This is a genomic window from Liquorilactobacillus sicerae (assembly GCF_029916425.1).
In the GTDB taxonomy this organism is placed as follows: domain Bacteria; phylum Bacillota; class Bacilli; order Lactobacillales; family Lactobacillaceae; genus Liquorilactobacillus; species Liquorilactobacillus sicerae.
This window is the reverse complement of record NZ_JAHAVQ010000006.1, coordinates 55,353-76,812: the sequence shown is the minus strand read 5'-3', so window position 1 is coordinate 76,812 and position 21,460 is coordinate 55,353. Positions and strand designations below refer to the sequence as shown.

The 21,460-nt window shown below is 35.5% G+C and carries 14 protein-coding genes and 1 pseudogene; 10 read left to right on the top strand and 5 right to left on the bottom strand.

Features of this window, described 5'->3' with window-relative positions:
• Positions 1-308 precede the first annotated feature (308 nt).
• The 5 genes from KH893_RS05495 (at position 309) to KH893_RS05475 (ending at position 9,577) form a co-directional block, all read left to right on the top strand.
• Positions 309-818 (top strand): dimethylarginine dimethylaminohydrolase family protein, encoded by a 510-nt coding sequence (locus KH893_RS05495; protein WP_345803726.1) that lies wholly within the window; start codon positions 309-311, stop codon positions 816-818.
• A 32-nt stretch (positions 819-850) separates the two neighbouring features.
• Positions 851-2,149, top strand: a complete 1,299-nt coding sequence (locus KH893_RS05490; protein WP_281165144.1) for an aspartate aminotransferase family protein — start codon at positions 851-853, stop codon at positions 2,147-2,149.
• Positions 2,150-2,164: 15 nt separating this feature from the next.
• Positions 2,165-3,058, top strand: coding sequence for an N-carbamoylputrescine amidase (gene aguB / locus KH893_RS05485; protein WP_281165143.1), 894 nt, complete (start codon positions 2,165-2,167; stop codon positions 3,056-3,058).
• Positions 3,059-4,274: 1,216 nt separating this feature from the next.
• Positions 4,275-6,029, top strand: coding sequence for an SEC10/PgrA surface exclusion domain-containing protein (locus KH893_RS05480; RefSeq protein WP_281165142.1), 1,755 nt, complete (start codon positions 4,275-4,277; stop codon positions 6,027-6,029).
• A 176-nt stretch (positions 6,030-6,205) separates the two neighbouring features.
• Positions 6,206-9,577 carry a GH25 family lysozyme gene (locus KH893_RS05475; protein WP_281165141.1) on the top strand — a complete coding sequence of 1,124 codons (3,372 nt, stop codon included), beginning with the start codon at positions 6,206-6,208 and terminating at the stop codon, positions 9,575-9,577.
• Positions 9,578-10,027: 450 nt separating this feature from the next.
• Here the strand turns inward: KH893_RS05475 and KH893_RS05470 are convergent, their stop codons facing one another.
• Both KH893_RS05470 and KH893_RS05465 read right to left on the bottom strand, forming a co-directional pair.
• Positions 10,028-10,981, bottom strand: a complete 954-nt coding sequence (locus KH893_RS05470) for a glycosyltransferase family 2 protein (protein WP_281165140.1) — start codon at positions 10,979-10,981, stop codon at positions 10,028-10,030.
• Positions 10,982-11,222: 241 nt separating this feature from the next.
• Positions 11,223-12,497, bottom strand: coding sequence for a nucleotide sugar dehydrogenase (locus KH893_RS05465; protein WP_427859908.1), 1,275 nt, complete (start codon positions 12,495-12,497; stop codon positions 11,223-11,225).
• A 726-nt stretch (positions 12,498-13,223) separates the two neighbouring features.
• Between KH893_RS05465 and KH893_RS05460 the strand changes: the two are divergent.
• From KH893_RS05460 to KH893_RS05445, 4 genes and pseudogenes are all read left to right on the top strand, one after another.
• Positions 13,224-13,493: pseudogene (locus KH893_RS05460) on the top strand (transposase); the annotation flags it as partial.
• A 498-nt stretch (positions 13,494-13,991) separates the two neighbouring features.
• Positions 13,992-15,263 (top strand): hypothetical protein, encoded by a 1,272-nt coding sequence (locus tag KH893_RS05455; RefSeq protein WP_281165137.1) that lies wholly within the window; start codon positions 13,992-13,994, stop codon positions 15,261-15,263.
• A complete protein-coding gene (locus KH893_RS05450; RefSeq protein ID WP_281165136.1) occupies positions 15,256-16,101 on the top strand; it encodes an alpha/beta hydrolase in 846 nt (281 codons plus the stop codon). Before KH893_RS05455 ends, KH893_RS05450 begins: the two co-directional genes overlap by 8 nt.
• A 35-nt stretch (positions 16,102-16,136) precedes the next feature.
• Complete coding sequence (locus tag KH893_RS05445) at positions 16,137-16,484, top strand: hypothetical protein (protein WP_281165135.1); 348 nt, start codon at positions 16,137-16,139, stop codon at positions 16,482-16,484.
• 392 nt (positions 16,485-16,876) lie between these two features.
• Here KH893_RS05445 and KH893_RS05440 read toward each other — a convergent pair whose 3' ends face one another.
• Positions 16,877-17,773 carry a zinc ribbon domain-containing protein gene (locus tag KH893_RS05440; protein ID WP_281165134.1) on the bottom strand — a complete coding sequence of 299 codons (897 nt, stop codon included), beginning with the start codon at positions 17,771-17,773 and terminating at the stop codon, positions 16,877-16,879.
• Between the two features lie 499 nt (positions 17,774-18,272).
• Between KH893_RS05440 and KH893_RS05435 the strand changes: the two genes are divergently transcribed.
• Positions 18,273-19,676, top strand: a complete 1,404-nt coding sequence (locus tag KH893_RS05435; RefSeq protein WP_281165133.1) for a TcaA 3rd/4th domain-containing protein — start codon at positions 18,273-18,275, stop codon at positions 19,674-19,676.
• A gap of 136 nt (positions 19,677-19,812) precedes the next feature.
• On the opposite strand, the gene KH893_RS05430 is transcribed toward KH893_RS05435, so the two are convergent.
• Entirely contained in the window at positions 19,813-20,574 is a 762-nt protein-coding gene (locus KH893_RS05430; protein WP_281165132.1) for a hypothetical protein, read from the bottom strand.
• A gap of 244 nt (positions 20,575-20,818) precedes the next feature.
• The gene (locus KH893_RS05425) at positions 20,819-21,409 is read right to left on the bottom strand and encodes a GntR family transcriptional regulator (protein WP_281165131.1); all 591 of its coding nucleotides are present in this window, start codon (positions 21,407-21,409) and stop codon (positions 20,819-20,821) included.
• Between the last annotated feature and the right edge of the window lie 51 nt (positions 21,410-21,460).

The following is a 21,460-nucleotide window of genomic DNA, read 5'->3' as shown; positions in this document are numbered from 1 at the left end:
AGTGGCGAATTACGATGATTTTAATCATCGTAATTTTTTTATGACATTTTTAAACCATCCCTGACAAACTCTTTTGTATGCAAAAAAATATTCTCTTTGTAGGTAGAAAAAGAAGTGGTTAAACTATAGCTCCCCGTAAAGTTTAGAATGTAGGTGTCAAAATCAGACATTTAAAAATCGAAAAGGGACTTTAACGATTGACGAGTAGGCTAAATAGTTTTGCAGATACAAAATGGTTTGTAAGTACTATATGTTTGCCGCACTTAAAGTTTAGAAGAAAAACATAAGCATTTAATGACTGATCATCGATTATTTTTCCTATTCTTGGCGCTATTCAAGGGAAGGGATTTGTTGAAGGTGGTAGTTTTACAATTGTAAACCCAAGTACAGCTGTTATTGGGAAGTCTGTTCGAGTAAATCAAGAGGGAATTGATCAACTCACGGTAATGTTGAAACTTCAAGGAATTGATTTGTTTGTTGTCGATATTCCAATAAGTAAAATTCATTTGGATGAAATTTTTGTCATGATTGATAAAGGCTTAGCTCTGGGAGATCTTGAGGTACTACCACACTGGTTTATAGCTAAAATGAAAACTTTAGGGATTAAAGTTATAGGCGTCTCAAAAAAGGATCCAGATCTAACAAATAATTGTTTGGCACTTTCTCCAAATAAAGTACTTTTTCCAGCTTCCGGTAAAAATACTATCCAAATACTTGAAAAAAACGGAGTTAATGTCATTCCGATTGATGTTTCAGAAATTAATAAAATGGGTGGGGGAATACATTGTTTGACGTTGCCACTTTATCGTGAAAAATAATAATTTTGAGTTTATAATTAGGGAGACAGGAAATGAAAAGTTTATATGAGAGATCTTTAACAGTTTTACCTCCCGTTGCTGCTCGGGCAACCAAACTGGGAGTTGTAAAAGGAAACGGTGTTTATTTGCTCAGTGAAGATGGTCAGCAGTACTTAGATTTTGCCGCTGGGGTTGGTGTTGTTAATTGTGGCCACAATAATCCGCAAGTTGTGGCAGCCATTGATAAACAACTTCATCTTTTAATTCACGGTGGCCATAATGTTGTTTATTATCCATCATATATTGAATTAGCCGAAAAGCTGACTAAAAGGATTGGCGAGGACTACAAGATTTATTTTGCAAATAGTGGAGCTGAAGCGAATGAAGGAGCAGTTAAGCTTGCCCTTAGTGTGACTAAAAGAAATGGAATTATTGCTTTTACACGATCATTTCATGGCCGAACTTTGCTAACAGCTGCCATGACGGCATCTAATGCCCGTTATCGTGAAAATTATGAAGGAGTTTTACCCCCTGTATATCATGTCGATTTTCCAGATGTTTATAATACTGATCTGACTGAACGGCAAGAAGTACAGCGCTGTTTAAATCAGTTACGTCAACTATTTGCAAATATTTTAAAACCGGATCATACAGCATGTATTATTGTTGAGCCGGTTCAAGGAGAAGGTGGTTATTTACCAGCTCCCAAAGCCTTTTTGACAGCTTTACGGAAGATTTGTGATGATCATGGTATTATGTTGATTTTTGATGAGATTCAGTCGGGTTATGGCCGGACAGGTTATTTGTTTGCAAAAGATTATTATGAAATTCAACCTGATATTTTAACATCAGCTAAGAGTATTGCTAATGGATTGCCACTAAGTGCAGTAATTGGTAGAGCTGAGTATATGAACCAATGGCTTCCAGGAGCTCATGGTGGAACTTTTGGTGGTAATCCTTTGGCCTGTGCGGCAGGGAGTGCTGTTTTGGATATTATGAATGACCAATTTTTAGCAGCTGTTAGAGAAAAAGGGCAAATGTTCGAAGCGGGTCTCCGTCAATTGCAACGGAAGTATCCTGTAATTAGTAGCGTCAGAGGACTAGGATTAATGATTGGCATGGAATTTCGTTCAACTAAAGATAAAAAGCCATTAACTGATTTTGTAGCTAGAATTCGTCAAGAGGCTTTAAAACGTCATTTAATTTTATTAAATTGTGGGGTCGATCATAATGTTATTCGTTTTATTCCACCATTAGTTATTAGAAAAGAACAATTGCAGGATGCGTTAAAAATTATCGATGAAAGTATTGTTGCTAGTCTAGAAATTAAGACACCTGATAACGTTTCTTGAAAGGAGAAAACAAAATTGACAAAAATAACTGTAGCAGCTACCCAAATGGCATGCTCTTGGGATGTTCAAAAAAATATTGATCATGCTAAAGATTTAATTACCCAAGCGGCTAAAGCGGGTGCTAACATTATTTTATTGCAAGAATTATTTGAAAGAAAATATTTTCCTCAGCAGCAAAAACCAGAGTACATGGATTTTGCTTGTGAAATGCAAGATGATCTGGCTGTTCAACAGCTACAAAAACTTGCTAGGGATCTTCACGTAGTTTTACCAATCAGCTTTTTTGAAAAGAAAAATACTACGCGTTTCAATTCAATTGCCATCATTGATGCAGATGGAGAAATCTTGGGAATTTATCGCAAAAGTCATATTCCTGATGATGTCGGCTATGAAGAAAAGTATTATTTTACTCCAGGGAATACTGGATTTAAAGTTTGGCAGACAAAGTATGGAAAAATTGGTGTTGGAATTTGTTGGGATCAATGGTTCCCGGAAGCTGCTAGATGCATGGCTTTAATGGGAGCAGATTTTATATTTTATCCATCTGCTATTGGATCAGTTCCGAAACATCCTGAAATTAATTCTCGTGATCATTGGCAGAGAACTATTCAAGGGCATGCAGCTGCAAATTTGATACCTATCGTTGTTTCAAATCGAATTGGAACTGAAATGATCGATGATTCATCAATTAGATTTTATGGTTCAGCATTTATCACCGATCAAACTGGTAAGATCGTTGAACAAGCAGATGAAGAGACAACAACTGCCTTGATTCATACGTTTGATATGGAAAGAATTCAGGAAACTCGCAACTCATGGGGCCTTTTCAGAGATCGTCGCCCAGATTTGTATCAAAAAATTTTAACCTTGGATGGGACTGAAAAAAATAAACAATCGCTGCAAGGTTAGCTTTGGTGTAAACGTCCTTTAAATAGAATGTGATAAGCATAATTGTCTAATAAACGATTTGTTTCAAAAGATCATCTAAGCTCATTTATGATATGAGAGTAGATGGTTATTTTGTTGTCTTTAGACCGATTTGAGTTTGCGTGAAAAAGCAAAACCGTCGCTTAACAATTTGAAGTGGACTGGATAATGATATTAAGGCAGTCATGTTACTTGGATTATAAAAGACATAAATACTTATACTCTCATACCATTGAAACTGATTGGATAGAGGTTTAAGTTTTATGGAAGATATTTTCTAAGGCGTATCTAAAACTGACTTTGCCGGTAGTTTTAGAGATGGCTGCTAGTATGATTTATAACTTAGCAGATATTTTTTATTGCAAAAACACAAAATGCTGTTTTAGTTGCTAGTGTAACTATTTGTATGGCGCCTTTTTTAATTTAGGTGATATTTTTAGCCTTGGCGGCAGTGCCTTAATTTCACACTTATTGGGAAAAGAAGATTAAACGGCTGTATGCAAGGTAAGCAGCCCAATTTTATCGAATAATGGTTATTGGACTTGCATTAATAATGGTTTCTTTGGTTCCAGATAATTTATTGTGAACAAAAGGATTAGCAATGGAATCAAGGATTGAAACAATGTGTGGAAACATTTTGATGATTATTTGTGATCTAATATTTATTTTGGGATTGCATCTTGGTGCTACAGGTGCTGCCTAAGCGATGATTTTAGGTTATGTTTTTCAGATGTTGTGCTACTGTTTATGGCTGCAATTGTGCCCAATTTTTAACATTGGATTTAAAAAAGCTAAAAATTACTCATCTTGAGGTATTCATGAAAAATATCACAGATAAGCAATTGAGCTTTTTTCTAACTTAATTTGATATTTTTTAATAATTCTAAAATCCTTAATTTAAAGAACTTGACATTTTAGTCTTTTATTTCAAGTGATGGTGCGATAAAATTTAATTAGAATATGATTATTCTTCTTTCTGACTAGATTCGGTTGCTCAACCTGTACTATAAAGATAGGGTTTTTTTAATGTAAAAATAAAAACTGATACTGGACTTTACTTTATGTTCCAGTAATATCAGAAAGTCTAGATCCACTTCTCAAATATTAGTATAAATTATTATCCATAGTAATTTATTAGAACGATATATCTTGTTTGAATTTATAAATATTAGATTCAAAATGTATGGTAGTGAATGTGATGAATAAAAATAAAGAAATTAAAAAATTATCAAAATTTGTAGTTGCAACAGCTTTAGCTATCGGTGGTAATACATTGATAGTGACTAATGTTAAAGCAGATGCTTCAAACAGAGCAACAGCTTTAAATCAATCGTCTAGTCAAATTTCAACGCAAGCAACGGCAACAACTTCTGACTCAACTTCCTCCTCTAACTTGGCGACTGATAGCTCAGTTTCTGAGACGATTGATGCTGCTAAAGCTTCCAGTATCAGCTCGTCTCAAAGTTCTACTACCGAAGCTTCTAGCGCCAGTCTTCAAAAGGCAACAGCTTCCACGGCTCAATCACTTACCAATAAAGCAACTAATCAAAATGTTAGTTCTGAGGCACAAAGTAGCAATGCCAACAATCAGGTGGAAACAAACCAAGTTTCACAATCAGATAGTAATACACAAAAGATTGAAGTGAATTCTGGTAAACATATTGCGGCAGCTCAATCAAAGACAGCTGCAAATAAAACAGAAGTGGCTGATGAGCAAAAAACTGTTGATACGCTAAAATCACAAATTGATGATTTAAATCAGAAAATTAACAATGCAAGTGATACAAACAATAATAATCTAATTACAGTTCCAAGTGATTATGCTAGTGCGCTTAATTCTTACATAGATTCAGTTGTCAATGGCGATTCTGATAGTGGTGAAAGTTTGGTAAAACTTGCAGCTGAAGGATTATCAGAGAATAGTTATCAAGACAATGTAGCTGATGAAAAGATTTCAGTGATTCCTGGCAACTTATCTGATAGTCAAATAGAGGAATTATCGAATTACGCTGCGTCATTGATTAATGATATTCGTCAACAGTTGGGCACAACCCCGAATGTTTCAGTTGTTAAAGGAGCTGTTTCTTTTGCTAAAGCGGTTGCTGATAATTACACCAGTGACAATTGGAATATTTATACTTATAAAGATCATGATGATTCAGCGATAAATCAGGCAGCGTTAGCAAATGGACTTGCAACTTATGATGGTTCTAATGTTTATGAAGATGCTAGCGCAGGTTATCTAATTAACAATGTTACTGGACAAAAACTTACTAATTCTTTTACCTTGAACGATTACAAAAAAGCAATTTACAATACTCTCATTGCAATGCTATTTGATGATGCAAATGAAAACTGGCTTCATGCAATGTCAATTACAAATCTGAACGATTATGCTGGAACAGATAATTATGGAACAGAAAAATCAGCCCAATATTTTGCTGTTTCAGTTGATGATCTGGGACAACTTCATTTTGAATTTATATCTGAATGGCAAATTATAGACTTGTCAAAATTTGATACAAGCAGCAGCGTTTCAAAGCTTAAAGACCAGTTAGTATCTTCTAAAACAGCCTTAGCGACTGCTGAAAATGCTTTGGCTATTGCTCAAAGTAAACTGGTTACGGTTGAAAATACCACTAAGTTGTTGCCAAAAAATGTTTCTGAAAGAACTTACAAACAAATTAAAGACAGTCGGGTAAATCAACAACTAATAGCAAATGGAAAAGCTGATAACCTTAAGTCAAATAAAGCAATGATTTCTATTGTCAAATTTATTAGTCATAGAGGCAAAAAACAGCCTATAATCAATAAAAGTCGTCAGTTTTCTACCAACTTACCGCAAACTGATGAAAACGATAGTTCAGCTTTAACCTTGTTCGGGTTATTATTAATAGAAATGACTGGATTAATCGGAATAATCGGAAAATTGCGAAAAATTAGTTTTAAATAAACAGCAATGGTTTTTGAATATTTTTTAATAAAAGAGTATTATTATAATCTTTATTTAAAGAAAAATTAGGTTGACACTCAAAAAGAAAGGGAAACTAGTGCTATAATGCAGCATTGACTTTAAAACTTTGGATGTATATATTAAAATTAATTAATAATTTTAAAGGAGTTTTAAGGGTGCAGGCTAAAAAGAGAAAAAAAATTATTAAATGGTATCGACGTAAAAATTTAAAAAAACTAGCTCTTGTTTCTGGATTGACGATGTTTTCATTGGCAACTGGGGTGACAGTGAATTCACATCAAGTTTTAGCGGACCAAAACGCAAGTGTTACATCAGCAGTTTCAAGTTCTAGTAGTTCAGCTGATCAAAGCAAGGGTTCTACCAGTTCCAGTAGCAGTTCAGCTGCTAAGATAGCTACAAGTGTAACAAGTTCCGCTAATGCAACAACTGAGCAAGACAATGTTACCAGCGCAGTTCAAACCTCAAGTTCGTCAAGTTCAACAAGTTCATCAAGTTCAACAAGTTCGTCAAGTTCGTCAAGTTCAACAAGTTCATCAAATTCAGCAAGTTCGTCAAGTTCAACAAGTTCAACTTCTACAACAGCTGAAACGACAACTGCTTCTGCGACTACTTTAAGTTCTGCAGCTGAAACTACTAATACAAGTGATACTGATACCAATAAAGTTATACTAGCTTCCAGTGGTGTAGCATCATTTGATATTGGACAGAGTTCGGTTTCCGGGGATGCTATTGATATTTCTTCCTATCAATCATGGCTTAATACTTTAGCTCAATTTAAAGAGTTAAAATCATTGGGTATTAAGACTGTCATTGTTAAAATCACTGAAGGAACTAGTTATACTAATCCTTATGCGGCTAATCAAATTTCATTGGCGAAAAAGGCTGGCTTGAACATTGAAGTTTATCACTATGCTACATTTTCTGATTGGGATTCTGGAAGCAATCAAGGTTGGTATGCTGCTAAGGTGATGGAAAATTTAGGCTTGAGCACTAGTACACTAATTTTTGCAGATATGGAAGCTTCATCTACGGAAACTTCATCTATTGGGGATGGACTAAATGGTTTTTGGAGTGCTCTTTCAGCAGCCGGATATGGCAATCATGGCGTTTATACTTACGCATCTTATCCTTATCTTGATCAAGTTGTAGCTACGGTTGGGAAAAAGAGGACATGGCTAGCGCAGTATCCTTATTCTGGTTATGAGACTAAGTATGAAAGCAAATGGTTAGCAGCTGGTTACGGTGGCTGGCAGTTTTCCTCGACTGGTTATTTGCCAGGATATGAAAGTAAAGGATATATAGATGTTGATCATGATTTTAATGGTTTATTAACTGAAGGTTCTGTTTCAAGTGATAATTTTGCCAATATTGAAAATGTTAAGATTACTGGCAATACAGTTGAAGTCAAAGGCTGGCATGTAGCAGATGCTTCAACTTCAGAAACACATGCTTATGTGATTATGTATGACGCAACTTCAAAGCGGGAAATTGCTCGTGTTGCTTATACACCCCTTAAACGTGAGGATGTTGCTAAAGTTTACAGCAATGTTTCAAACGCTGATTATAGTGGATTTGATGTTGAATTGACAATCCCAGATGGTTATGTTTTTGCTGGTAAAAATATCAAATTTGTCTTACGTTATTCTGATGATGCAAGTGGAAATGGTAACTATACTGATGTCTGGTCGAAAGCTTATAACTTCACAGATAATGCTGGAAGTCTTGATAGTTATTACTTAGATTCGAATAACACTTTGCATGTTTCCGGTTGGCATGCAGCTGAGGCTTCCAAGACTGATAAATATGCTTATTTAATTGTTTATGATGATACCACTGGCAAGGAAATTACCAGAGTGTCTTATACTTTGCTTAGCCGTTCAGATGTTTATCAAAATGGATACGGTTATATTTATAACGCTACGAATAGTGGATTTAATGTAAGTATTAATTTAGGAAATAATTTAGTAAATGGTCATAAGCTGCAAATTGTTATGCGCTATTCAAGCGATAGTAAACATGGTGAAGGACAGCATGTGGATATTTGGTCACAAGCATTTACAATTCAAAACAATAATGCTGGATATGTTGATAGTCTTTCTTTAGGAGCTAATAATACTTTACATGTTTCTGGCTGGCATGCAGCTGATGCTTCAACGGTTCTTTCAAATGCTTATTTAATTGTTTATGATGATACCACTGGTAAGGAAATTGCCAGAGTAAAATATACTCCTACTAGTCGTTCGGATGTAGCTAAGAATGGCTATGGCAAGATTTACAACGCCAGCAATAGTGGCTTTGATCAAGATATTAGTTTGGGTAGTAACTTAATCAATGGACATCAGATTCAAGTCGTGATGCGCTATTCAAGTGATAGTACAAATGGTGAAGGAAATCGGATTGATTTATGGTCGCAAAAATATACGATCGGTAATGTTAATGCTGGTTATATCGATAGCATCTCCTTAGGTGCTAATAATACTTTGCATGTTTCCGGTTGGCATGCGGCAGACGCTTCATCGGCCCTTGCAAATGCCTATCTGATTGTTTATGATGATACCACTGGTAAGGAAATTGCCAGAGTAAAATATACTCCTACTAGTCGTTCGGATGTAGCTAAGAATGGCTATGGCAAGATTTACAACGCCAGCAATAGTGGCTTTGATCAAGATATTAGTTTGGGTAGTAACTTAATCAATGGACATCAGATTCAAGTCGTGATGCGCTATTCAAGTGATAGTACAAATGGTGAAGGAAATCGGATTGATTTATGGTCGCAAAAATATACGATCGGTAATGTTAATGCTGGTTATATCGATAGCATCTCCTTAGGTGCTAATAATACTTTGCATGTTTCCGGTTGGCATGCGGCAGACGCTTCATCGGCCCTTGCAAATGCCTATCTGATTGTTTATGATGATACCACTGGTAAGGAAATTGCCAGAGTAAAATATACTCCTACCAGCCGAGCAGATGTAGTTAAAAACGGTTATAGTGGTGTCTACAATGCAAGTAAGAGTGGCTTTGATCAAGATATTAGTTTGGGTAGCAACTTGATCAATGGACATCAGATTCAAGTCGTGATGCGTTATTCAAATAATAGTACAAATGGAGAAGGCAATCGGGTTGATTTATGGTCGCAAAAATATACGATTAGTAATGCCAATGCTGGATATCTTGATAGTTTTAGTGTAAATTATACGAATAATACCTTACATGTTTCTGGCTGGCATGCAGCAGATGCTTCAACTGTTCTTTCAAATGCTTATTTGATTGTTTATGATGATACCACTGGTAAGGAAATTGCCAGAGTAAAATATACGCCAATTAGTCGTTCGGATGTAGCCAAAAGTGTATATGGAAAGATTTATAATGCTGGCAAAAGTGGTTTTGATCAGACCATTGATCTAAAAGAAGATGTTTCAAGTTTGAAGGGGCATAAAATCCAAATTGTCATGCGTTATTCATCAGATTCTAAAAATGGTGAGGGAACTCGAATTGATTATTGGTCAGACAAAAAAGTTATTTGATAATAGCATGACTCTTAATATTGAAGGTTCTTGAGTATCAAAGAGCTGGCTTAAAGTTATTTTAGCAAATTAACTATGTCAAATTGGAAGCTCTTTTTCAGCATTTACAAGGTAAAAAGTAAAGGTTTGTTTGTAAACTGATAATTCAGTGACAAACGGATCTTTGCTTTTTTAGGTTGTGCTCGGCATGAGGCGATAACTTAGGCGATAAAAGTCAGTCGAGTTAATAATAATGACATACAATTTTACGAAGTTGCAAACTTTCGGTGAAAAAGCCTTTAACATAGATGCTGATAGTAGAATTTTTCTTAAATCTGGTCCAGGGAGAGTCCCTTCACTTTAATTCTATTAAGAGGGGATTCCCTTTTTAATAGAATTTGCATTTATTTAAATAAATAAATCATTTTTACTATTGTAAACTGTTTTATGATCTTTGAAAAAGACTAAATCTTACTTAAGATTGTGTTTTTTATTATATTTTCTCATTGAATCATCAAAAACTTTATTTTGATCATGATCGACAAAGTCCTGCATAGTACGATGAGAACTAATCGTTGCACGACCCCGAGCTTTTTTCATTAGAAATTCTTCTTTTGATTTGGTAAAGTAATGGTTGATTCTGATTATATCAGTATTAACATTTTCAGAAAGAGGTCCATCTATCTCTTTTCCTCTTTCATCAACTGCATGACAGCCAGGAAGATAAAATGCACTATGTGGATTATTGATAAATCCGGCAGTTCTTTGCGTTAAAACAATACTTTTGATGTGATGGTTTTTCTTAAAATTTTTTTCTGCGCGATAAACAAAATTATCTGTTACTAATCCTACTGGTTTTTTTTCTAAATGAGAAGATCCAAAAATTTGCCAATTGATTGCTAATCCACCAACTTCCTTTTTTGAAAAATATTTATTCAGTAAGGTCAATAAGTCATTAGAATCGTCTACCAGGTAGATATATTCATCAGCATCAATAAAAGCCATATACTTTGATAATCTACCAAATCGAGTCAAAGCATCATTATAAGAATCGAGCTGACGTTGCTTACCAGGAAACTTGATGTAAGTTATCCGGTCGTTAAATTGCTGCAAAACTGAGGATGGATTATCAGTACTTTCATTGTCATAAATATAAAAATGTTGCACTCCTAGAGTCAAGTAGTAGTTTATCCACTCTTCAAGATAAGGACGTTCGTTTTTTATAATAGCAACAACAGAAAGTTCAAATTTGGGGTGCATGTTTAAATTTTTTTCACGAAGTAATTTGAGAAAATAAAAAAAGCCAGGAAGAAAGAACTTTATATCTGTTTTCTTAATGTTGTTCAATTTCTTTTTTTCAGGTACCGTAGTAATAAATTTCGGCAATCTTCTGATACTGGCGTGTAGTGCTGTTTTAAAACTCATTTTTTAATCATCCTCATCAGAATTATTTATAAAAACTGTTCAGTAATTTAATGTTGTTTTAGATTGAATAGAATCATAATTTTGCTGAAATTGAATTTGTTTATTGAACCTGACAGCAGTAGCTACTATCAGCTTTTCTAATAACAGTAAAGCTTTAAAAGCTTTACAAACATGCTATTTTTTAAAACTTTATATTAAGATGTCATTTAGAACTTAAATAATGACTGGTCAAACGACTGAACTAATCTGTTTGAAAAATATCTCTGGTATAAACCTTTATAGCTATATCTTCCAGTTCCTTGTCAAAACGATTGGCAAGGATTACTTTCGATTTTGTTTTGAACTCTTCCAAATTATTGACGATTTTGCTACCAAAAAATGTCCCGTTATCTTTCAAGGTTGGTTCATAAATGATAACATTTATCCCCTTAGCCTTCAGACGTTTCATCACACCTTGAATACTGCTTTGACGAAAATTATCGCTGTTGGACTTCATTGTCAGTCGATAAATGCCAACTATGATTTTAGACTCCTTTTTTGGATCAAACTGATTATTTTTACTGTAACTATAATAACCAGACTTCTTTAAAATTTGATCAGCAATGAAATTTTTACGAGTATCATTTGATTTGACAATTGCTTCAATTAAATTTTGTGGCACATCCTGATAGTTAGCCAAAAGCTGCTTAGTGTCCTTAGGAAGGCAATAACCGCCGTAACCGAATGACGGATTATTGTAATACGTTCCAATTCTCGGGTCCAAGCAGACACCGTCGATAATCTCTTTAGTATGCAAGTTTTTAATTTCAGAATAAGTATCAAGCTCATTGAAATAACTGACACGTAAAGCCAAATAAGTATTGGCAAATAGCTTGACGGCTTCTGCTTCGTTAAAACCCATAAATAAAGTTTTGATATCTTGTTTAATTGCTCCTTTTTGTAATAGTCCAGCAAAGGTATGAGCTGCTTGGACTGACTTAGAATCACTTGGATCATTTCCAACAATGATCCTTGAAGGATATAAATTATCATATAAGGCATGTCCTTCACGCAAAAATTCAGGACTGAATAAGATTTTTTTTGATCCGGTTTTTTTCCTGATTAGTTTGGTATAGCCAACTGGAACGGTTGATTTGATCACCATATAAGCTTCAGGATTATACTGCATTACCAATTTGATGACCGCTTCAACTGACGAAGTATTGAAATAATTTTTTTCACTGTCATAATTTGTAGGTGTGGCAATGACGATAAAATCTGCATCCGTGTAAGCTTGTTTGGCATCAAGAGTTGCCGTCAAATGCAGATTTTTATTTGCCAGAAAGTCTTCAATTTCGTGATCAACAATTGGCGATTTGTGATGATTGATTAAATCAACTTTGTTCATAATTACGTCAACTGCTGTTACTTGCTGATGCTGTGACAACAAACAAGCAAGACTTAAACCAACGTAACCTGTTCCTGCTACTGCTATTTTCATTAATTTAACATACTCCTTTAAAATCAAATCATTCATACTTAAATTCAAAAACGATGATAGCAAGATGATAATTAAGTTTCTGAGATCAACTAACAATTACTGATTTTTTTCAGTAATTGTTAGTTGATCTATCAAAAGTCTTAGGAAATCAAATTTTTCATTATAAAGAATTTACTAAAATTGCGTAATAAATTCAACTATTTGATTTCAAATGATTGTAAAAGTAAAAATGATCATTGGTTCAAAGCCCAAAAAGCTTTGATATGTCCAACTTTTCTATTTGTCCATAGATGCTAACTGCTGAGATATATTGAGTCATTGTGAGATTATCTTAATAAGCATCTATTTTGGGGTTAATTAATAAGTAAAGTTAGTTGTAAATTGCGGACGAAAACTAATAACATTCAAATATGTTCCTTATTCGAGAACAAGATCTCAAATTTGAAAATCCATTTGTGAACATTAAATTATAAATTCCAATTATGAATAAATTGCCAGCATAATCGACTTGCTTGTAAAGGCAAATTATACTTGAGTTTTGACCAGCATGGTTTTCATCTTTTTTGAAAATCAATTTTAGTTTAGCGTTAAATTATTGAAAAAATAGTAATAAATGATGAAAAAATTTGGCCTTTTTCCATAAGAAAGATTAAAGCGACTCCGATTTCAAAAAAAGATTAAGAGATGAATCTAATTGCTCGTGGAAGAGTGCTTCTCTCAGTTAATCTAAGGAATGTTGGGTGATTATTTGGGAACGATACCCGGATGATGGTTAGTGTACTGGCCTACGATATTGTTAATTTTTTAAAGCAGCTAGGACTTTCAAAGTATGATTTGGGTTTGCGTCTTAGCACATTGCAAATCTTTTTATTCAAAGTTGTGGCACGTGTCGCGTATACTGGCCGACGCATTCAGTTGCGGCCGAGCTCGCGTCACGTTTACCATCGCTTGTTCTACCAGGTTTTATATTCTCGGCCAGCAAAACAAAAAAGAGATAAGTATGCCCAAATGTCCAATTTAACTCAGCATTAAACAAAATTATCATGATTCAGAGCTTATAAGCTTCATACTTCAACAAAAAAACAAAAACAAGCCCATCAGTTTCGAAAAATCGTGAAAACTGGCGGTTTTTTTAAGCTATGAATAATTTAGGTCAGAATTTATTTCGATTAGTTAATAAAGATAGTTTGCAAAGTTAAGCTGCGAGCGATTCTTGTAGCAGCAAAACTAGGCAACTAAAAATTAGTCGGTTTAAAATTAATAGTATTGTATCAACTTGGTTAGTAATCCATTTTTGTGGCAACCCAAGCTGAACTGATTTTGACGCTTATGAAAGAAGTCATTCAGACGGATTCCCCATTACTTGACAGATATCAGTTGATTCGGTATCTTTGCAAAACTAAATTGTGTTAAAAATGGGAAGATTTATCAACATCAAGTTTGGCGTTTGCCAAACTGCAAAATTTATACCATATTTAAGAATTTCAAGCGTAAAATTAAGACTGATTTTATGATAAGTGAGGTGCGGCAATGAATCTTCACGGTTTTAAACTTGGTGATCGATTGACTTTTTTAAATCAGTGGCGTCAAAGCAGTTGGCAAAGCCTTCAGTTAGGCACACCGCTGTTATTATTGGGCTTGTTTTTTGAGGGTTTTAACGTTAGCTTTCTGCAACCAGACAGTTTTTTTTATCAAATTTTTGATTTGCGCAAATGGAATTGGCTAATTGAGTTTTCGAAAGCAGCTGATGCCTTGAGTCAAATTTGTTTTAGCTCTTTTTTACTCTTATTATGCGTGGCAACGGCAGTTTTTCAGATCCAACAAGTTAAACTTGTCAGCAATCATTCAGCGCAGATGCAGAGTTCTTTAGCGGCAGTTTTGCTGTTGTTGACGATCAGTTATTCGCAGCGGATTTTTTCTAGTGGTGCTGGTTTTAATTGGTTGGGCGGTCAGGCAACTTTTTTAGAAGCTATGTTGGTTGGTTTGTTAGGTGCCGGAACATATTATGGATTGCAGTGCTGGTTCACGCGTCAAAGTTGGATGTTGCAACTGTGGCAGGTTATGCTAGTTTCTTTGATAGAAGGCAGTCTGATTCGTGAACTAAATCATTTCATTCAGCATGGTCAATGGTTTATTACTGGCAGTTTAAGTCAGCTTAATTTAAGTGCCACGCAGTTGCCGGGAGTTGTAACGGCAAGCGGCCAATCGATTATCAATACGTTGCAATTATGGGTTGGAGCAGTCAGTCCTGGCAACTTAGCGGCCGATTTCAGTGATGATGCGGTCAACAGTGTTAATCTGGCGGCAGCTTTGACGAAAAACAGCTTAAAAGCTCTGCCAGAGCCGCTGAATCTTCATAGCTTGCTGGGATCTTATGCATTACTAGGCGGAACCAGCCAATTATTAGCACTGTTACTGGTTCTATTACTCATCGGAAATCGTCGGCAGCAAAAATTAGCTAAACTGAATCTCGTCCCGGTCTTTTTCAATTTAAATGGTGGCCTTTTTGCTGGCATTCCACTCTTTTTTAATTGGGAGCTACTCGTGCCGCTAATCTTAGCTCCATTAGTTAGTATTTGGCTTGCTGCCGGTGCACTCGCTCTTAAGTTGCTGCCGCCAGCGGTTTATCCAACGCCCAATGGGACGCCAGCATTATTGAATGCTTTTTTAGGAACAGATGGCAAATGGCAGGTCCTAGCTTTTACGATCGTGATTTTATTGCTTAGCATGCTGATCTATTATCCCTTTGTCAGCTCAAGGTTTAACCGCCAGACCTCAAAGGAGGTAGCTAGCTTTGTTTAAAAAAAGCAATTTAGTTTGGCTGCTTAGTTTGCTGCTAATCACGATAATCTTAGGGATTCCGGCTGCTAATTGGATGAAGCAGGAAGTTAAGTCTGATCGAGCTGCCCATCGCTCGTCACTTGATCCGGTCATCATGGTGCCAGGTTCAAGTGCGACCCAGAATCGCTTTGATAGTTTTGTCAAGATTATCAATCAAAAAACGGCGCGGCCGCACAGTTTAATCAAAGTGACGGTTGAACGTAATAATCAGATGCATATTAGTGGTAAACTACTGGCTCATGATCACCGGCCGTTTATGGTAATTGCGTTTGCCGACAATGCCGATGGCTATCGGCCAATTCAGCGGCAGGCTGCTTGGATGAATCTGGCAGTAAATCGACTTGAAAAAGTTTATGGCTTTAACCGTTTCTCAGGGATCGGTCACTCAAATGGTGGATTGATTTGGACGTTATACTTAGAAAAATATTTTGATCAAAACCGCTTCTCGCTTGATCGTTTGATGACAATCGGAACGCCTTACAACTTTAATGAACGTAATCCGAAAAAGCAGACAAACATCTTAAAAGAACTGGTCAAGGGCAAGAAAAAATTGCCGCGCCATTTAATCGTTTATTCAATCAATGGCAGCATTAATTATTCAACAGATGGTTTGGTAGCAGCTGAGAGCGTAGCTGCCGGCAAGTACATTTTTCAAGGGCAGGTTGCCCACTACACACGAATTACCGTGACTGGCAGCGACACAGAGCATTCTGATCTGCCGCAAAATCAGCAGATCATCAAGCTGATCAAACAAAATATTTTGGAAACGCAGCGGCGATCGGATATGGGGCAAAGGTAGTTACTCACGAAAAATAATGGCGGAGGTCTTCAGTCATGAATAAAAGAAGGATTATAAGTATATTAATTATCAGCTTACTGGCTTTGGCAGTAGGAGAATATTTTGCTTCCGGCATGTATCTTAAATCAGTCTTAAATTCGCAAATGAATTCGCTGCTGGCAAGTCACGATTCTGCAAAAATGGCCAGTTTAGCGGCTAATAATTCCACATTGAAGCTTTTGGAGCAGACATCGGCGAGTACCAGGATTAAAGATACTTCGGATGCTCAAGGTGGTTCAACTAACAGATTGTACTATGTTACGAAGGTTGATCACCAAAATGTCGGCGTGTATTTGAAAAGGACCGGCTTTTTAGTCTGGAAAATCGATGAGATAGTTAAGTGAGGTTCTAGGAGAACATTTTATGCGGTATTAAATACAAATAATTGATGAAAGTTTTATGATTATGGGATCAATGACGGAGATTTTGACACTAAGGGGATTGATGGCAAACAAGTTAGCTTTCAATAGGTTAACAATTATAATCCTTGGAACCTGGACTTTGAGGCCAATCAATAAAGTAAAAAAATCAATGTCGAGGAAAGAATCGTTTTAAAAGGCCACAACGGCAAGCATTGAATCATAAAAGATCCAACCTTACAATTAAATAAGGTTGGATCTTTTACTAAAATATTTGTCAGCTTTAATCTATACTTGCAATTTGATGATGGGTTGCATGTTCCTTGTTTGGTACCGTGCTCCAAGCAAAGTTCCTGTCAACGCAAAACCATGTTCAACTAAAATAGTGATTGCAATAATGAACTCATAGCATCACCTAATTTGGAAGCTATCAGACAAATCGCGATAATCTCAATGATCGAACAAATTAGAGTTGCAACAGCTGCTCCATAAATTCGATCAAATTGACCACCACTTTTAAAGGTGACAACACCACAGATCAGTGCAATACTCCAAATCAAGGATACTAATGATAGCAGCAGCATACTGAATAAGATTGATGCTGAGCCAACTGATGACAGAAATGAAACTAAACAAAAGACTAAATCTAAAACTAAAATTAAACTACTATAATGGACGATTCGGTTTGTATAATTTAAAAAGGTTTCTTGGTTCTGATTGCCGCTAACTGCATGAAACATTAAAAATGAAACTCCGACCATTGCTAAAGAAGCTATGAAAATAATTAAAATAATCGAAAAATAAAAGCCGAAACCTAAAGAATAAGAAGCATGGTATGAAGAATCGGAAAAAACTGAGGCAATACTGTTAGCCGTATCAGTTGCAGTAGAAGCTCCCTTTTGTGCGATATGTCCCAAGCCTAAGGAAAATAGTAGTGCTTCTATGAACAAGGAAATCATTCCAAAGTATTGGTTAGCAGTTTGATTTGCAAATGGCTTTTTCCAAGATGCAACCAGCCAGTACCAATAGTCTTTCAAAGCGGACTGCAAAACTTGAGAATTGATTCTGCTTTGGGGTGCTTGCTGTGACTGCCATTGGGTTTGATCAGCATTAAAATTTTGCTGGGAAGAAGTAGTGTTAGTGGCAGGTGATTTAGTTGCTGTTGGGGCTTGATTAACTGCTCCAGTTGAATTTGGGGTTAATCTTGTGCCACAGCTGGTGCAAAATTTAGCATCTGCATCTACTTCAGCATTACAATTTGGGCAATGTTTCATTAATAATTCCTCCTAAAATAAATATACTTATATTTTACAACTTAAAATCTGGATAACCAATGAGAAGTTAGGCGCTAGACAAAATTCAGGCAACTTTTTATGTCAAGGATATTTGCTGGGCAGAGTCTTTAGTTGATCATTGACAAGATAACGGTGGCTGAAAATGATAGTAGCAGAAAATCTGCAAGTTAAATGAATAACGATTATAAAAATGGCGTATTTTACAGAATAATTTTTGCAAATTTTTTGACAAGATTGTTCACCAAAACCGTACAATCTTTAATTCTATAACGACATCAAAGTTATGTAAATCTTTATTTTTAGCCAATTTGGTAAATCATTTTTGAAAGCTGACCAGAAAATTTTTAAATTAGAATCTTTAAAATTTTCAAAAAATAATCAGTAAAAAGGTTTATGCCGATTTGTGAGAAACAGGTCTTTATGATAAAATTAATAAAAATAAAAAGTTCGTCTATTACTAATGGGGTGTAATCAAGATATGAATAATGATTTGTTTTGTCCGAATTGCGGCACCAAAATAAAAGCAGGGGGCCAGTTTTGTCCAAATTGTGGCACAAAAATTAAGCGAGTTGTCGCGAAAAGCCAAACTGACGACCAACCAAAAACGAAAGCAATTCCAGCTAGTCCACAGCGAACCAAAATGAAAGTTCCATTTGGAAAAAAGAATCGGCAGTTCAAGATATTGTTGCTGGCGGTGGCGGTCGTGTTAGTGGCGGTTTTTTTTGGCCTAAAAAGTTACTATCAGCCACAAAAACAGCTTGATCGCATCATCACAGCTTTTGGTAACCCCAGCAAGGATTTAAGTGGATACGTCACGACTGATGATCCAAATTTACAAAAAAAAATCAATGCAACTAATTTAAAACCAGTTCAAAAATATTTTAGCAAGGATCATCAAAAATTAGCCAGTTTGAAAGCAGCCTTGGAAAAAAGCAACAGTTATCAAGGAAGCTATTCATTACAACGCGATGGGTCCGCTTGGCTGTTCTTTCCAAAATATAAAGTAAATATTTCAGCAGTCTATGTAAAGCTATATACCAATCACGCCAATTTTAGCTTTTACAAAAACAGCCAAAAAGTCGGGAAAACGACCCAAGATTCATATTCTCAAAAAGTTGGGCCACTTTTCCCGGGAACTTATACGTTTACCGCAAGGGGAACCCTGTCTGGCAGAAACATGAGCAAGAAAGTTGAGCAGACAGTTAATAGTAATTCAAAAAATATTCACTTAAATATTACTACAGCTAGTCTTACACTTCATGGTCATCCTGAAGCAAATGTTTATTTTAACCATCGAAAAATTGGTCAGCTTAATAAAAATGGCACCTTGAAATTAAAGAATTATCCAATTAAGAAAAATATGACTGGGTATACCGTCTACAATTCGGGTAAAAAGAAAGTGCGTTCCAAAACGATTAACATTACCTTGCAGTTAGAGCTTGGCGTCCGAACCATTTCATTTAATTCCAAGAGTTCAAGTTCTAGTTCAAAGAAGACTACTTCAACAGTTGCAGATGCTTCATCTTCATCAGATACAACGGATTCATCAGTTGATTCTTCAGATTCTTCAGATTCGACGGATACTTCAAATGTTGATACCAAGAACTTGACGACGGATCAAGTAAATGACTGGATTTTGGTTCATTTAAAATCTCAGTATAATTTTAATGTTACTAAGGATGATTTTGAATTTGAACAGGCCAAAAACGATCAAGGCATTTTGGAAATAACCGTTTATGAAAATCATGATGGTCCTGATATGCAAGCTCATAATGCTGATCCGGAAACTTCTCCGAGAGTGGGAACCTATTCTATTAATTCTGATGGGAACTTATATGATGAAGATACTAATCAGGTTATTTCAACGGAGTATGGTAAATAATTTAATGAATGAGCTGGTGTGACCCAGTCAAAGGCACGAAGAAAATAGCTCACCAAAGTTAGACTGAAAAGCCAGCTTTGGTGGGCTATTTGTTTTAGAAAGTTTGTTTTTTTAACCAATCAGCAGTTCGTAACTGTTATTTCTTTTTACCACGTTTTTTCAACAATCTGCGCCGCTTTTTGATGTTCTTTTTAGCTTTTTCAAAATTAATAATATTCTCTTTCTCCTTCTCTTGCGCTTGCAGTTCAGAGTCTTCACCAGCTGCAGCAGCTTGATTATCAAAATTATTAAAAATGAGATCCTCGTCAGCCATCTCAGCAACTTGTTGGTCAAGATCACCAGTATCACCAAAGTCATCGTAATTTTCAGGATCATTTTCAAAGTCTTGGTGGAACTGTTCATTATATTCTTGCATATATTCGAAAATGGCTTTTTTATTTGTCAGATCAATTCCAGCTTTGATTGCTGCCAAGGCGAACTTCTTGCCTGGACCATAAAGTGCTGGATTGCCAGCATTTTTAATAAGCTCAGGATTAGCCTGAGAGATTGCATCTTTTAGCGCTGAACCATTTTTTATATAACCAATCGTATCAAGATAAATAACATAATTTATCAATGTTGGGGCAATATAGCGAGCTTCCTCAACTGAAAAAGCTACATGTCTTGGGAACTCGTCAAGCAAAACACGTTCGGTGCTAGCTTTAGTCCAGCGTTTGGGTACACGCAGATAATAATTATAATTAGCTTCAACGAAAAAATAAGTAATCGTTCTGATAGTTTCTTCATCGATGCCATTTTTCAATAGTGTTTTCCCCAGATATGATCCCAAGAAATCTGCAGTAAAAAAATCATTTTTTTCGAGAATATGTCGTTGAGTTATTTCTGAGAATTCAGTCATATTTATTTTCCCTCTTTTAAGTAATCAACATTAGAATAACATGCTTTGTGGAGCTTTCCTAGAAATGAATTTGGTAAAAATTAAGTTTCTGCTGATTGATCAAGTTAAAAACTCAGCATAATTAATGAAGCAGACTAAAAAATAGCTTCTAAATGGCATTTTTTAGAAAGCTAGCACGGCTCAAGTAGTGAAAAAATTATCGAGCTTTTAATGATCCTTTCGCGCTAACTTAAACGATTCAGCTTTAAAGTTGCTGATTGATATCATTTCTAATCATCCGCTTAGCTAACGCCACATTTTTAGCCAACATTGCTTGAACAATTTCTTGATGAAGATCGGTACCAGTAATATTTCTTTTCCCGTTTTTTAAAATAAAAGCACGCGATGCGGCTGCCAATAAACTTTTTAAAACATCGTAAAGCTGCTGATTATTAGTTAGCTTAGCTAAACCAAGATGAAATTGTGTGTTTTCAGATAAATATGGATTCTTTTCATCGTGTTTTTTAAAAGTTAAGCCGTTTTTGATTTCCGTGGCTGAGCAGTTAGCAATTACTAAACTAACTGAGAGCTCCTCTAATGGAATTCTGACTTGCTGGATATCGTGATAATCTTTTTCAGTCAAAATATTTTGAACGTAGCCTTTTCGCGGATAAACGATTAAGAAGCCTTCACTTGTTAACTGTCGCAAGCTTTCTCTAACAGGAGCCTTGCTGACGTTAAATTCTTCGGCCAATTTACGTTCAGTGAGGGTCGTTGGAGGTGAAATTTCACCACGGATAATTCGCTTCTTAAGATCCTGGTAGATTTTTTGCGTAGCTGAAATAGTTGAACTCATCTTTTTTCCTCACTAATAAAATTTTTAAATACCTCAGTAAAAGAATAATTC

Bases quoted from the DNA above. Each gene is read 5' to 3' on its own strand.
- KH893_RS05490 (WP_281165144.1), top strand. From the start codon at position 851: ATGAAAAGTTTATATGAGAGATCTTTAACAGTTTTACCTCCCGTTGCT.
- KH893_RS05480 (WP_281165142.1), top strand. From the start codon at position 4,275: ATGAATAAAAATAAAGAAATTAAAAAATTATCAAAATTTGTAGTTGCA.
- KH893_RS05470 (WP_281165140.1), bottom strand. From the start codon at position 10,981: ATGAGTTTTAAAACAGCACTACACGCCAGTATCAGAAGATTGCCGAAA.
- KH893_RS05465 (WP_427859908.1), bottom strand. From the start codon at position 12,497: ATGAATGATTTGATTTTAAAGGAGTATGTTAAATTAATGAAAATAGCA.
- KH893_RS05455 (WP_281165137.1), top strand. From the start codon at position 13,992: ATGAATCTTCACGGTTTTAAACTTGGTGATCGATTGACTTTTTTAAAT.
- KH893_RS05445 (WP_281165135.1), top strand. From the start codon at position 16,137: ATGAATAAAAGAAGGATTATAAGTATATTAATTATCAGCTTACTGGCT.
- KH893_RS05440 (WP_281165134.1), bottom strand. From the start codon at position 17,773: ATGAAACATTGCCCAAATTGTAATGCTGAAGTAGATGCAGATGCTAAA.
- KH893_RS05435 (WP_281165133.1), top strand. From the start codon at position 18,273: ATGAATAATGATTTGTTTTGTCCGAATTGCGGCACCAAAATAAAAGCA.
- KH893_RS05430 (WP_281165132.1), bottom strand. From the start codon at position 20,574: ATGACTGAATTCTCAGAAATAACTCAACGACATATTCTCGAAAAAAAT.
- KH893_RS05425 (WP_281165131.1), bottom strand. From the start codon at position 21,409: ATGAGTTCAACTATTTCAGCTACGCAAAAAATCTACCAGGATCTTAAG.